The 15,503-nt window shown below is 35.1% G+C and carries 9 protein-coding genes; 7 read left to right on the top strand and 2 right to left on the bottom strand.

Annotation, left to right across the window (positions count from 1 at the left end; translation table 11 throughout):
- The first annotated feature begins 5 nt into the window (after positions 1 to 5).
- The 3 genes from ypfJ (at position 6) to ACNQGJ_RS08935 (ending at position 4,196) form a co-directional block, all read left to right on the top strand.
- Positions 6 to 866 (top strand): KPN_02809 family neutral zinc metallopeptidase, encoded by an 861-nt coding sequence (gene ypfJ, locus ACNQGJ_RS08945; RefSeq protein ID WP_417972539.1) that lies wholly within the window; start codon positions 6 to 8, stop codon positions 864 to 866.
- A gap of 201 nt (positions 867 to 1,067) precedes the next feature.
- On the top strand, positions 1,068 to 2,357 hold the full coding sequence (locus tag ACNQGJ_RS08940; RefSeq protein ID WP_417972540.1) for a DEAD/DEAH box helicase: 1,290 nt from the start codon (positions 1,068 to 1,070) through the stop codon (positions 2,355 to 2,357).
- 363 nt (positions 2,358 to 2,720) lie between these two features.
- Positions 2,721 to 4,196 carry a hypothetical protein gene (locus ACNQGJ_RS08935; protein ID WP_417972541.1) on the top strand — a complete coding sequence of 492 codons (1,476 nt, stop codon included), beginning with the start codon at positions 2,721 to 2,723 and terminating at the stop codon, positions 4,194 to 4,196.
- 168 nt (positions 4,197 to 4,364) lie between these two features.
- Here the strand turns inward: ACNQGJ_RS08935 and ACNQGJ_RS08930 are convergent, their stop codons facing one another.
- A complete protein-coding gene (locus tag ACNQGJ_RS08930; protein ID WP_417972542.1) occupies positions 4,365 to 5,900 on the bottom strand; it encodes a YifB family Mg chelatase-like AAA ATPase in 1,536 nt (511 codons plus the stop codon).
- 229 nt (positions 5,901 to 6,129) lie between these two features.
- On the opposite strand from ACNQGJ_RS08930, the gene ACNQGJ_RS08925 reads away from it, so the two are divergent.
- From ACNQGJ_RS08925 to ACNQGJ_RS08910, 4 genes are all read left to right on the top strand, one after another.
- The gene (locus ACNQGJ_RS08925; RefSeq protein ID WP_417972543.1) at positions 6,130 to 9,126 is read left to right on the top strand and encodes an amidohydrolase family protein; all 2,997 of its coding nucleotides are present in this window, start codon (positions 6,130 to 6,132) and stop codon (positions 9,124 to 9,126) included.
- Positions 9,127 to 9,199: 73 nt separating this feature from the next.
- Positions 9,200 to 10,504 (top strand): amidohydrolase family protein, encoded by a 1,305-nt coding sequence (locus ACNQGJ_RS08920; RefSeq protein ID WP_417972556.1) that lies wholly within the window; start codon positions 9,200 to 9,202, stop codon positions 10,502 to 10,504.
- A 7-nt stretch (positions 10,505 to 10,511) separates the two neighbouring features.
- The gene (locus ACNQGJ_RS08915) at positions 10,512 to 10,889 is read left to right on the top strand and encodes a PH domain-containing protein (RefSeq protein WP_417972544.1); all 378 of its coding nucleotides are present in this window, start codon (positions 10,512 to 10,514) and stop codon (positions 10,887 to 10,889) included.
- 333 nt (positions 10,890 to 11,222) lie between these two features.
- A complete protein-coding gene (locus ACNQGJ_RS08910; RefSeq protein WP_417972545.1) occupies positions 11,223 to 12,539 on the top strand; it encodes an ammonium transporter in 1,317 nt (438 codons plus the stop codon).
- Between the two features lie 374 nt (positions 12,540 to 12,913).
- Here the strand turns inward: ACNQGJ_RS08910 and ACNQGJ_RS08905 are convergent.
- The coding region (locus tag ACNQGJ_RS08905; protein WP_417972546.1) for an HYR domain-containing protein at positions 12,914 to 15,503 on the bottom strand (2,590 nt) is incomplete at its 5' end.

Raw genomic sequence — 15,503 nt, 5'->3', positions numbered from 1 at the left:
CCAATATGAAATGGAGTGGCAGACGTCAGAGTGACAATATGGAAGATCGCAGAGGAATGTCTTCAGGTGGGAAAACTATTGTAGGAGGTGGAATTATTGGTATTATTATTTTGTTACTGAATCTTTTTGGCGGAGAAAATGCCCAAATGCTTACGCCAATACTAGAACAAATGAATCAGGGAAATGGAGCTCCTACTGAACAGCGAGCCTTGACTGCAGCCGAAATTGAAGAAGGTGAATTTATAAAAACCATTCTTGCAGATAATGAAGATGTGTGGTCAAAAATTTTTCAGGAAAACAATATGCAATTTCAAAATCCAAAATTAGTATTGTTCAGCGAAGCTGCAGAAACAGAGTGTGGCAATGCTACTTCTGCATCGGGTCCTTTCTATTGTCCCGGCAATCAAACAGTGTATATGGATTTAGTTTTCTTTGAAGAGTTGAAAACAAGATTTGGAGCTCAAGGAGGTGATTTTGCCACCGCTTATGTAATTGCCCACGAGATTGGTCATCATGTACAAACACTGTTGGGAACTTCCGCTAAAATGAGACAGATGCAAGAAGGGAAAAGTGAAGCCGAAGCCAATAAATTATCCGTAGCGTTAGAATTACAAGCTGATTTTTATGCGGGTGTATGGACACATTATAATCAAAAAATGAACAATTTCTTGGAAGAAGGCGATATTGATGAAGCGTTAAGTGCAGCCCATGCTGTAGGTGATGATGCAATTCAATCAAAAATACAAGGCCATATTGTCCCGGAATCGTTTACACACGGAACCTCTGCCCAACGCAAAGCTTGGTTTATGAAAGGGTATAAAACGGGTGACGTTAATCAAGGAAATACTTTTGCGGAAATAAATTAAAATTTTATTTTAAAAATTACGTAGATAAAAAAACAGGCCAAATATTCCAATTATTTTTTATTTGTAATCGATTTAAATGAAGTACTACATTTTATTTGAACAAAGTCCAGCAATCAAAAGCACATCGAACAAATTAGCAGTACCTTTGCGCCAAATTAAGAAGTAACCTAAATAATAGTGTTTACTTTATAAACACCATTTATGTCATTCAACTCATTAGGCTTATCTGATGCTTTATTAAAAGCCATCAGCAAAAAAGGATATACAACCCCTTCTCCAATACAAAAAAAAGCAATTCCACCCATTTTAGAAGGCAATGATGTATTAGCATCTGCACAAACAGGCACAGGAAAAACAGCAGGTTTTACACTTCCTATTTTACAACTATTATCACAAGGTCAACAGTTAAGAAACAGACCCATTCGTGCCTTAATATTAACACCAACCAGAGAATTAGCTGCACAAATATTGGCCAATATAAAAGAGTACAGTGAATTTTTAGACCTAAAAAGTACTGTTATTTTTGGTGGAGTAAACCAGAATCCACAAGTGACACAACTACGTCAGGGTGTCGATATTTTAGTTGCCACTCCTGGTCGATTAATCGATTTGCAAAATCAAGGTTTGATTTCGCTTGCAAAAGTTGAAATCTTAGTTTTGGATGAAGCAGACCGTATGCTGGACATGGGTTTCGTACGAGACATTGAGCGCATTATAAAAGTATTACCTTCAAAAAGGCAAAACTTGATGTTTTCGGCAACCTTTTCAACAGACATCAAAAAATTGGCGATGGGCATTTTGCATCATCCCATTCATGTGGAAGCTACCCCGGAAAACACTACTGTTGATGCTATTACTCAAATAATATATCCTGTTGCAAAAGAGAAAAAAACAGAACTGATCATTAAATTAATTACAGAAGGGAACTGGAAACAAATTTTGGTTTTCACCCGTACCAAACAAGGCGCCAATAAGCTGACGGAAAGCATGATTAGTGCCGGAATCAAAGCAGCAGCGATTCACGGAAATAAAGGTCAAGGTGCACGCACCAAAGCTTTGGCGGGTTTCAAAGACGGAAGCCTAACCGCTTTAGTTGCTACGGATATTGCTGCCAGAGGTTTGGATATTCCGTTGTTACCGCATGTGGTCAATTTTGAATTGCCTAACATTCCTGAAGACTACGTTCACAGAATTGGTCGTACAGGAAGAGCTGGAGCCAATGGGGAAGCTATTTCTTTATTCAGCCCGGATGAAACAGTCTTTTTACGCGATATTGAAAAATTGGTAGGCTTGAAATTGCCTAAGGAAAACATCAAAGGTTTCGAACCAGATCCTAACGCTTCAAAAGAACCAATTAAACAAGGTCAAGGAAGACAACAACGCGATTCAACTCCGCGAAAACCCAAAACTGACGCTACAAACCGAAGTAGTAACAACAGTTTTGGTCCAAGACGCCCGAGTCAAAATAATGACCGACGTTCTAATAGATAATTAATTTTTATTGTTTTTTAGGAGTAGAACGATTTCGTTTTTTTACAACGTATTTCCCGCTATACATTACAATCCTTGTTAAGGCTGAACACCAGCCCTAACAAGGATTTTCATTTCTATCGGGGCTACTTAGAGCGTTTTTACTTTCATAATACATTTTTCAAATTCATCTCACGAATGTACAATAGCTAGATGACTTGTAAGAAAAAATCAATATATTTGAAGTAAATAGTATGAACGTTGTAAATACATATCTACCCTAAATTGGGTGGATTTGTATGATTTTGTTATATATATAAACAAGTTGAGCGGCATAATACACGAAAAGTAGAAGTAGAAGTAGAAATCGAAATCGAAATACAAATGAAAGAAATTGAAGAGTTAGAATATAAAATAGTAAATGAATTTGATAAGATTTTATTTAGAGAATCTGTAAATTGTTTAAAAGCTAAAACTTACAGAGCAGGTTATATCATTGCTTGGATTTCAATTGTAGAATCTTTGAAAAGAAAAATAAATGATTTGTCAAATATTGGAGATATTCAATCGCAACAATCATTGACTAAAATTGATGCGTTAGAAAAAAATGAAAAATCGGCAGACATTCAAATTTTAACTGAATCTTTACTTATAAGCATAATAGAACCTGATGAATATAAAAAATTACAATTTTTTTGGGGACAGAGATGTTTGTTTGCACATCCCTATGAAAAAGCACCAACTGAAGACGAATTAATTTTCATTATTAAACAATCTATAGAAATAACTTTAAGCAAAAAATTAGAATTTAAGAAAAATTATATTCACGAATTAATAGAAAACCTTTCGAGTAAAGCTCATTTTCTTTCAAATGATAATTCAGTAATTGAAAATTATGCTAAAAATGTAATCCCAAGAATTTCAAAAACTTTACATTCATATTTCTTCAAAATGTTAATTTCAAAAATTGGTGAGATTAAGGATGATGAAATAAAAAAAATATTTTTAAAAAGAATTAGAATATTTAGTGTATTACTTTTAAAAATAACAACTCAAAAACTTTCAGACATAAAATGGAGAATGGAAGATTTATCATTAAACCATACATATGAATTTGTTTTAGGAACTTGTGATTATAGAATTTGGAAAAAGCTACCTTCAAGATCTAAAGATATTGTTTTAGAGTTTATTTTGCAAAAAAGCAACAAAAGAGAGCGTTATTTCACAACAATAATGTTAAGCAAAATCTATAAAAAAAATCTATTTACAAAAGCCAATAGCGTTAAGTTTGAAAAGTTAATATCATCTATGGAAATAATTGAAGCTTCGGAATTGTTTAAAGATGAGAACGCGTTATCGGAACGCTTCATCATAGAATTTGATTCAAATGATTTTTACAGACAACAAGATTCAATCAGAGTATTAACTAGTGATTATGGTCAAATTTTCCAAGATAAAGTTAGTGAACATTACGCTGTTTTTATAGGTAAAAAAATTACAATATCGTCACAATATGGTTGCTATGAAGCTCAAAATGTTATGCTAAATATCAACTATAGATTTACTGATAATTTTAGAGTTGGCTTTGTTGTTGGTTTATTTTTGGACAATCAAATGACATTTAGACTTTCAGAAAAAATATTTTACACATTATTAAGTTTTATTGATGAAAGTGGATCAAATTTTTTCAATAAAGTCATAACATTTATAAGAATAAATAGGAATGATGAAGCTTTAGAAAGAACGCAAAAGGCAAGGATTAGTGATTTTAAGACTGAAATAGATAGAATTGATAATCTAAAAAAATATAAAAAAGAAACAATAGAGTTTCTGAAATCTGTAATATCAGAATTCAAATAAAATTACGCTCGCGTTAGCAATCCCCGCTCGTGAACACTAACAAAAGTAAATCATTATAAATTTGTAAGAGGAACGAGCGTTATGCTCACGCTAGCAATTGCATTATCAATTTTGCAGAGGTTAAGCATCTGAAATCAAAAATCGTTAATCAAAAATCTGAAATCTGTTTTAGCCCAACCATCCATCACGATCCAAACTTCTATACTGAATAGCTTCAGCAATATGGTTGGAAACCACTATTGGAGCGGCTTCCAAGTCGGCGATTGTGCGTGCTACTTTCAAAATACGATCGTAGGCCCGCGCCGAAAGATTCAATCGTTCCATTGCGGTTTTTAATAATAGCTTAGAAACATCGTCCAAGGCACAATATTCCCGAATGTGTTTGGTATTCATTTGGGCATTATAATGGATGTTCTCCATTTGCTCAAAACGTTCGGTTTGAATTTCTCGAGCCGCAGTCACTCTTTTGCGAATTTCCACACTACTTTCTGCTTTTTGGTCATCGGATAATTTTTCGAAAGGAACTGGCGTCACTTCGATGTGAATGTCAATTCTATCTAATAAAGGTCCGGATATTTTACTCAGATACCGCTGCATTTCGTGAGGGGAAGAAGTCTGGGGAGAATCTGGATCGTTAAAAAAACCACTCGGACTCGGATTCATACTCGCCACCAACATAAAAGACGACGGATAAGTAACCGTAAATTTAGCTCTTGAAATCGTTACTTCTCGATCTTCAAGTGGCTGACGCATCACTTCCAAAACATCGCGTTTGAATTCTGGTAGCTCATCCAGAAACAAAACGCCGTTGTGCGCCATAGAAATTTCACCGGGCTGCGGATAACTTCCTCCTCCAACTAAAGCAACATTTGAAATGGTGTGATGTGGACTGCGAAACGGTCTTTGATTCATCAAACCTACTTCTTTCAGTTTTCCTGCAACACTATGAATTTTAGTAGTTTCTAAAGCTTCCCGCAACGTCATGGGCGGTAAAATACTGGGCAATCGTTTGGCTAACATTGTTTTTCCGGCTCCCGGTGGACCAATCAAAATAATATTGTGACCTCCGGCTGCCGCAATTTCCATGCAACGCTTAATGCTTTCTTGTCCTTTGACATCCGAAAAATCAAATTCAGGGAAATCTAAATCTTTATAGAATTCGGCTCTGGTGTCAATTGTTGTTGGTTCCAGCGTTCCTTTTACTTCGAGAAAATCAATCACTTCCTGCACATTAGAAACACCGTATACATCCAATCCAGTAACAATTGCCGCTTCTTTCACATTTTGAATCGGAAGAAAAAAACCTTTAAAGCCTTCTTCTTTGGCTTTTATGGCAATGGGCAAAGCACCTCGTATCGGTTGAAGGCTGCCATCCAGGGAAAGTTCTCCCATAATGATGTACCTGTCTACCTCCTCAGCTTTTATTTGACCCGAAGCGACAAGAATTCCTATCGTTAAAGTCAAGTCATAAGCAGAACCTTCTTTACGCAAATCAGCTGGAGCCATATTGATGGTGATTTTTTTACCAGGCATCGCATATCCGTTATTTTTGAGAGCCGCCGCAATCCTGTAACTGCTCTCCTTAATAGCATTATCTGGCAAACCAACTAAATGATAACCAATCCCTTTGTCAATATTTACCTCTACGGTAATTGTCGTGGCCTCCACTCCAAAAACAGCACTTCCAAAAATTTTAACTAACATATTTACTTATTTGATTCTAAAATTAGCTAAACATTTTTAATTATTATACTTATTCCTACAAAATTTAAAAATGATGCAGAAGCGTAACTATTAATGTCTAAAAACTAAAATAATTGGGTGGAGTGTCCCAATTTGGTTTTTTTCTTCAAAAAATAAATGTTAAAAACAAAAAAAATAATGCTTAACATATTCCTTTTTTTACTTTTAGAGAATAATTAGAAACTATACTATGAAAAAAATCTTACTTCTACTCTATTTCAGTGTTTTATTACCCAAAACCTACGCACAAGAATACTTTCCAAATAATGAAAGTGTGCAAAACAAAAACACCAATTTCACCGCTTTCACCAATGCAAAAATTTATGTTACACCAACACAAATTATTGAAAAAGGTACATTACTAATACAAAACGGAAAAGTTATTGGTGCAGGAAATACCATCGCTATTCCTAAAAATTGCATGATAATTAACGTAGACGGGAAATCAATTTATCCTTCATTTATTGATATGTACACCAGTTTTGGAATCGAAAATCCGAAAGGAATTAACAGTACGGAAAGAAATCCTTTATATGACACCAAAAAATCAGGACATTACTGGAATGAAAGTATACGCTCAGAAGTAAATGGATATGAGAGCTTTAAATACGACCAACTTAAAGCCGAAGAATTATTAAAAGCAGGATTTGGTATCGTAGGCACTCACGTCCAAGACGGAATTGCTCGTGGATCAGGAACACTGATTGCCTTGAATAATTTTGATAAAAGCAGCCAATTATTATCGGATAAAGTAACCAATCATTTTGCGTTTACTAAAAGTGCCACAACAAACCAAGCCTATCCAAGTTCATTGATGGGAATGATGGCATTACTGCGTCAGATGTATTTAGATTTGGATTGGTACAAAAAAGGAAACGCCACAACCAAAGATTTATCCTTAGATGCCTTATCCAATAATGAAAAATTAGTCCAAATATTTGCTTCTGAAGACAAATTAAACAGTTTAAGAGCTTCTAAAATAGCGAAAGAATTTGGTTTAAATTACATCTTGAAAGGAAACGGAAATGAATTTGAACGAATTGAAGAAATCAAAAAAACAAATTCGAAATTTATTATTCCAATCAATTTCCCAGAAGCGTATGATGTTTCTGATCCAAACCTTGCCAATCAAATGGAATTGAAAGATTTACGTTTTTGGAATCAAGCCCCAACCAATCTTAAAATTTTATCCGATAATGGAATTGTTTTCGCTTTGACGACGGACAAGTTAAAGAAATTGGAAGATTTTAGACCCAATTTATTAAGAGCCATTAAATACGGATTTGATAAAACAAAAGCATTAGAAGCTTTGACAACTATTCCCGCTTCAATTTTAGGAAAAAGTAATGAAATAGGAAGTTTGAAAACAGGAAGTTTAGCCAATTTTATTATTGCATCCGGCGAGATTTTCAATGAAAAAACAATACTATATGAAAACTGGGTTCAAGGGAACAAATTTGTAATAAACGATATTACAATTAAAGATATTCGTGGTAATTATGATTTAACCATTAACAATGAAAAATTTAAATGGAAGATTGATGGCGAAGTTTCAGCACCAAAATCTGAGGTAACAACTAATGACAACCAAAAAATAAAATCAAAACTTACCTTTACCAATAACTGGATTTCAACGGTAATCAAACCTATTGATTCTACAAAAACCAGTTTCACAAGATTAATTGGATATGTTGAAGACAATCAGACTCTTTCCGGAAAAGCGGTTTTATTTAATGGAAATGAAGTAAAATGGTTTGCAATAAAAACTGCTCCTTTTATACAAGCTATTGATTCCTCAAAAATTGAAAAGAACAATGCAATTATGCCTACAACATTCCCTAATGTTGCTTATGGTAATTTGAAAAAACCAACGACACAAACACTGTTATTTAAAAATGCTACCGTTTGGACCAATGAAAAAGACGGTATTTTAATAGAAACTGACGTATTGGTCAAAAACGGAAAAATTGCATCTATTGGGAAAAATATTACTGACGCTTCAGCAACTATTATTGATGCTAAAGGCAAACATTTAACCAGCGGAATTATTGATGAACATTCTCACATTGCAATTTCTAATGGTGTAAATGAAGGCGGCCACAATTCCAGTGCCGAAGTAACCATTCAGGATGTAGTAGATTCTGAAGACATCAATATATACAGAGACTTAGCCGGTGGAGTTACCACTTCTCAATTATTACACGGTTCAGCAAACCCTATTGGCGGACGTTCAGCAATTGTGAAATGGAAATGGGGTGCTTCAGCAGAAGAAATGCTATATAAAGACCAACCTGGATTTATCAAATTTGCCTTGGGAGAAAATGTAAAACAAGCCAACTGGGGAATTACTAATCCTACTCGTTTTCCTCAAACCAGAATGGGTGTGGAACAAGTTTTTACGGATTACTTCCAACGCGCTAAAGAATATGATGCTGCTTGGAAAAATTACTATGTCTCTGGTAAAAAAGCAAAAGGGAAAGCACCTAGAGTAGATTTAGAACTGCAAACATTAGCTGAGATATTAAATAAGGAGCGCTTCATTACGTGTCACTCTTATGTACAATCTGAAATTTTGATGTTGATGAATGTAGCTGATAAATTTAATTTTAAAGTAAATACGTTTACCCATATTCTTGAAGGATATAAAGTTGCCGATAAAATGAAAGAACACGGCGTAGGAGCCTCAACTTTCTCAGATTGGTGGGCTTATAAATTTGAAGTAAATGACGCCATTCCTTTCAATGGACCAATTATGCATAATGCAGGACTTGTAGTAGCCTACAACTCGGATGATGCTGAAATGTCAAGAAGATTGAATCAAGAAGCTGCAAAAGCAGTAAAATATGGTAATATTTCAGAAGAAGATGCTTGGAAATTTGTAACTCTGAATCCTGCTAAACTACTGCATATTGATGATAAAGTAGGAAGTATAAAAGTAGGTAAAGATGCTGATGTTGTATTGTGGAACGCTAATCCGTTATCTATTTATGCAAAAGCTGAAAAAACGTTAATCGAAGGTGTAGTGTATTATGATCTTCAAAAAGATGTAGAACAAAGAGTCGCTATTGCTAAAGAACGCAATGAATTGATTGGTCAATTATTACAAGAAAAGAATAAAGGAATGATCACTCAAGAGCCTAAAAAAACGGAAAAGAGAGAATACCACTGTGATACTTTAGAGGAATAAAAATAAAATCTAAAATTCACTGCGAGGGTTTTGCCAAGAGGCAAAGCAATTCCAAATAAAAAATACAAATATGATGAGTAAAAAAACATATCTATTGCTATTGGTATTTAGTTTATCAATACTTACAAAAGCACAACAAACACCTGCTCCCAAGCAATCAAAGTCTGTACTAATTCTTAATGCTACAGCACATTTAGGCAATGGTCAAATAATTGAGAACAGCGCCATAGGATTTGTGGACGGAAAAATTACTTTAGTTGCAGATGCCCGAGTAATCCGATTAGCCGAAGGGGCCTATGATGTTACAATTAATGCCGCAGGAAAACATGTATATCCTGGATTTATTGCTCCTAATTCAACATTGGGTTTAGTTGAAATTGACGCCGTGAAATCTTCTGATGATGAAGACGAAATTGGAACAATGAATCCCAATGTTAGAAGTATTATTGCTTACACCGCCGATTCTAAAGTAATAGAAACAGTGCGACCAAACGGGATTTTAATGGCTCAAATTACACCTCGTGGCGGAACAGTCTCTGGGTCTTCATCAATTGTTCAGCTGGATGCATGGAACTGGAATGATGCGTTGCTAAAAGAAAATGATGGAATTCATGTAAACTTCCCTGCTACTTTTAGAAGAGGTGGTTCACGATTTGAACCAGGAAACATTGAAACCAATAAGGATTATGCAAAACAAGTTATAGAATTATCTTCTTTTTTAGCCAATGCCAAAGCATATTTAGGGGATAGTTCAAAAGATCGAAATTTAGTTTTAGAGTCTACTAAAGGGTTATTTGATGGAAACCAGACTTTATATATTCATGCCAATGAAGAAAAACAAATTATAGATGCCGTGCAATTTGCCAAAGAAAATGGAGTAAAGAAGATGGTGATTGTTGGTGGATATGAAGCCTATAAAACTGCTGAATTATTACAAAAAAACAATATTGGCGTATTGCTTAGACGTGTTCATGATATGCCTGAAAATGATGATCATGATATTGATTTACCATACAAATCAGCTAAATTATTGACCGATAAAGGAGTTGTTGTAGGTTTAGAAAATAGCGGCGCCCATGAAAGAATGAACACTAGAAACCTGCCTTTTTTAGCTGGAACATGTGCTGCTTATGGACTAGACAAAGAGCAAGCTTTGCAATTAATAACATCAAATACTGCTAAAATACTAGGAATTGACGCTCAATGTGGTACCTTAGAGCAAGGAAAAGATGCTACACTATTTATTTCCGAAGGAGATGCTTTGGATATGAGAACTAATAAATTGACCAATGCTTTTATTCAAGGTAGAATGATCAGTCTGGACACCCATCAAACAAAGCTGAACGACAGATACAAAACCAAATACAATCAAAAATAAATTAAAAATGGGACTATTTAACGCCATCTTAGGCAATGCATCTGAAGTTAACATTGAAAATGTTAGGAATGAATTTGAGCCAATCTTAATTGATGGAGAAATAATTGAAAAAGCATACAAACTTATTCGTGATATGTTTATTTTCACCAATAAAAGGCTAATCTTGGTCGAGAAACAATTGGTTGGAACCAAAGTTGATTATATGTCAATCCCCTACTCCAGCATTAAAAAATTCTCTAAAGAAAGTGCTGGAATATTAGATATGGATGCTGAATTAAAAATTTGGTTAAATAACGATAATACACCCATTGTCAAACAATTTGGTAAAGGAGGGAATAACATCAATGAAGTCTATAAAATTTTAAGCCAACATCTTTTAAAATAAAAACATTACTCCTTAAACTTACATAATTGCACCAATTGAATTAATTTCGATTGGTGCATTTTTTTTAATGACAATCGAGATTTGATGTGTACAACAGAAATACACGAAAATAGGTCTATTGATTCTTTGACAATTATAATAACCTCTCCTGACAAGATGATTTCTCGCATTCCTACTTTAACAAATTGTAAATTTTTACTTTAAATAATATTATACCCATAATTAAATAGGGTATAGATTAAAAAAATCATAAAAATTAAACATTAACTCATGCTTTTCAAGGGGATTGTTAATCAATTTTATATTTTTATCGAAATTTAAAACTAAAAAACAATGCGAAAAATTATTTTAAGTGTGATATTAATCACGATTTTGGTATTAACCCTTTTTTCAAATTATTTCATAATTGCCAGTCCTGCTCCAACAGAAGCAGTAAAATTTGATACTGGCGATACAGCATGGATGATCGTTGCTACTGCACTTGTATTAATAATGACACCTGGTCTTGGTTTTTTCTATGGGGGGATGGTAGGAAAAAAGAATGTTATCAGTACCATGCTTCAAAGTTTTATGGCTATGATAATTGTTACCGTTTTATGGATCGTTATCGCCTTTGGTTTATCATTTGGCCCTACAATAGGAGGAGTAATTGGTAATCCGCTACCTAATTTATTTTTTCAAAAGGTTGGCATCACTACTTCTTGGAGTCTTGCTCCAACAATCCCTTTTATGTTGTTTGCGCTATTTCAAGCAAAATTTGCAATCATTACACCTGCCTTAATAACAGGTGCTTTTGCAGAACGAATTCGTTTTTGGGCCTATTTATTATTTATGGTTTTATTTATATTACTTGTTTATACACCACTAGCACACATGACGTGGCATCCAGATGGTATTTTCTTTAAAATGGGTGTATTGGATTTTGCCGGTGGAACTGTAGTTCACATGAGTGCTGGATGGGCTGCATTAGCCGGAGCTATTTTTTTAGGAAAAAGGAAAGTTCAAAAAGTAGCCCCTGCTCATATCACTTATGTATTATTAGGTACAGGCTTATTATGGTTTGGATGGTTTGGCTTTAATGCGGGATCTGCTCTAGGATCGAATGGATTAGCGGTACAAGCACTTGGCACGACAACCATAGCGGCTGCGGCTGCGGGAATGGCTTGGGTATTTCTTGATAAAATTCTTGGACATAAACTTTCTGCGATGGGAGCTTGTATTGGTGTGGTTGTAGGTTTAGTGGCAATTACCCCTGCTGCAGGATTTGTCAGTATTCCACATGCAATGTTCATCGGTATATTTGCCAGTATTGTGAGCAATTTAGTGGTTAGAAGTTTTCATGAAGGAAAAATTGATGATGCTTTAGACGTTTTCGCCTGTCACGGTGTAGGTGGAATGGTTGGAATGCTTTTGACCGGCGTATTTGCTTCAAAAACTGTTAATGCAGCAGTAGGAGATAATCAAGGACTTATATTTGGTGATGCTACCTTATTTTTAAATCAATTAACTGCTTTAATTATCGTTTCAATATTTGCATTCTCAGCATCTTATTTCCTTTTCTTTATTGTAAACAAAATAACTCCGTTAAGAGTAAGTGAAGAAAAAGAAGAATTAGGTTTAGATATTTCTCAACACGGTGAGTTTGTGTAAATTGATGTTTAGATAAAATCAAAAAACACTCTGAAATGTCTCAGAGTGTTTTTTTTTTGCTTAAATCCCAACAAATAAATTTCATTTTTTTTCCTCTTCAAACTAATTGAATAGGTTTCAAACGGTTCCTGACACCGGCTTAGAATTAACCCAATCTCTTCCATAATAAATTCACCCATGTAGTAACAATCATTTTATGTAGCTAATTTTGGTATTCTACACTATAGTTATAAAGTGCGAATTCGTTTTATTGAATGATCTATTACTACTGATTACTATTGTTATCCTTTTCAGAAATACTAAACAGCATAAAAAACTCCATCCCAATAAAAATTGAGATGGAGTTAATTTAAACCTTACAAGTATAATAATTTTTACTGTTTTATCAATTTCACTGTTTTTTGTTTATCTCCTTGCTTGATAATTGCAATATATACTCCTGCGGAAAGCTCATCGCCAAACTTGATTTCTTGGCCATTACTAGTATCAATGTGTTTTATTGTTCTTCCCAGAACATCATACACCATTATGTCTACTTTTTCAGTGCTGCCGCCTTTCATCTCTACATTAAAGTATTGGTTTGACGGGTTAGGATAAGCAATAACGTTGAAAGGAACGGTTTCCACTGCTATCTCGTCCACTTGCTTTGCAATTACTGGAGCGCTTGTACGGGCGGAATGAGCAGAATTTACAGTTTGTGTAAAAGAGTTACTGCTTACAGCATATCTACTATCTCCTCCGTAATATGCGGTAATTGTATGTAATGCTGCAGATAATGAACCTACCGATAAGGAAGCTATTCCGGTTGTAGCATTAATAGCTATACTTCCAAGAACAGTATTAGTCATCACATCAACAAAGTTTACAATACCTGTAGGTTTTGTAGTTAAATTTCCGGTAACAGTTGCCGTGAATGTAACTGATTGTCCCACTGTAGATGGATTAAGCGATGAAGAAAGCGAAACTGAACTACTAGCTGTGCCAGTGCTAAAGGACCCTGTGCTATGAATTTTTATATTTCCACCATCCAGTACCTGTTGCTGTGTTCTTGTTCCATCCCAATTGCTGCTATACCATACATTACTGTTTTTGTCCCAAACTATAATTGATATGTCATCATTTTTTCCTGGCTCTCCTTTATCCGTCATAGTCACTTGTAAAGTAGCATTTCCATCGACAGAAATCACATTTAAAGGATCCGTAATATTCTGAATATTTGCTTTACCATTAAACACTGCTTTAGCAGGGCTATTTGACGCAGCAGGACTAACAGACAACGAACTCATCACATTCCCTTTTACCTGGTATGTTTTGCCATCCAAAGAACGAACAATCGTGTTGATATTACCTTGCAATCCGCCGTTTTTGTTTCTCTTAATGTTAAAACCAAAATTATTTTTCTTTCCTTGCTGTGGGTTGATACCGCCAATTGCTTTACTCATAATAATAAACCCACCACCTGTCACAAAATCATTTAGCGGTTTGGAAACGGTAATCACTGTATTATCATCAGAATTATTACGGAAATAGTAACCGTTATTATCAATGATTACTCCAATGGTAAACTGTTGCGCATCTGAACTTCCTATAGATGCTGTCCAGTTGGTTGTAGCAGTACCTGTTTTGGTGTCTCCTGAACTCACTAAACCTACTGCCAACCAATCAGAGATATAATATCCTGTTGTAGATGTAGCAGAACTTATTGCAGTTGGTGTCAAATCTCTATTTACAAAACGAACTCTTGCATTACGAATATCCCCTGAGTTTGGATCAATACTCGAATTAACTGCAGTCATATCTTTAATAGTTGCACTCAAGATTACCGTTGCTGTACTAGAAGTAGTAGAGGCAGTAGAAACAAATGATGATCCTGTATAATAAGGAACAGCATCTTCTCTGGTAATGGTTAAGTTAGTATTTCCTGAGCTTACAAATGCATTTGCAGTTCCCGCAAAATCTGCTGTTACTACTTTACTTCCTTCTTCCATTTGCCCATTTGAAGGAAAAATTGGCACACCTGAAGGATAAGAAAGCTCTAGCAAGGCTTTGTCAGATAATGTTGCTGTTCCATTCGCATCAACAATTGCTGTTCCCATAATTTGTGAACCAACCTTGAATGTAACTGTTCCACCCATAGCTGCCCCATCACAATTTGTAACCGTTGCTACAAAAGTTACCAAATCACTGTATTGTTGTGGATTTGGTGTAACTGTTACTGATGTTCTGGTGGTTACATTATTTATATTGATTGTTTGGTCGCAAGTAGTAAAATTTCCTGATGGATCCGTTGCTTTCCAAGTGATGGTAGTAGAACCAAATGAAAATAGAGCGTTTAACAACATTGCCCCATCACTTCTAATCCAAGTTACGGTAGCCGAGCAATTATCTTTTGCTGATGCCGTTCCAATCTGAGCCAATGTGAATGTTTTAGCACATAAACCGTCATCGGTATGAGCAGTAATATTACTAGGACAAGTAATAACAGGTTTTGTATTATCATTTACAGTTATTGTGAACGATGCGGTCTGAACATTATTATTCACGTCAGTCGCTGTATATGTTACTGTTGTTGTGCCTACTGGGAATGAAGCGCCACTTGTATAATTACTAGTGAATGTGGCTACACTACAGTTGTCCGAAGCAGTTGGTGCAATCCAGCTTGCCACTTGTGTACAGGTCGCTGTGTTGGCACTATTGCTATTGATTGTAATGTTCGCAGGCATTCCACTGATAATTGGTTTAGTATTATCAAACACCGTTACAGTGAACGATGCGGTTTGAACATTACTGTGAATATCAGTTGCAATATAAATAACTGTTGTAACTCCGATTGGGAACACAGTCCCCGAAGCAGCACCTGCAGTCTGAGCAATCGTGCTTCCAGCACAGTTGTCAGCAGAAGTTGGAGCAGTCCAAGAAACGGTAGCACCACAAACACCTGTATTATTATTTACAGAAATGTTG

The sequence above is a fragment of the Flavobacterium cryophilum genome, from assembly GCF_048286555.1.
Taxonomy (GTDB): domain Bacteria; phylum Bacteroidota; class Bacteroidia; order Flavobacteriales; family Flavobacteriaceae; genus Flavobacterium.
Note: the sequence above shows the minus strand (reverse complement) of the source record. Positions and strands in the feature narration are given on the sequence as shown.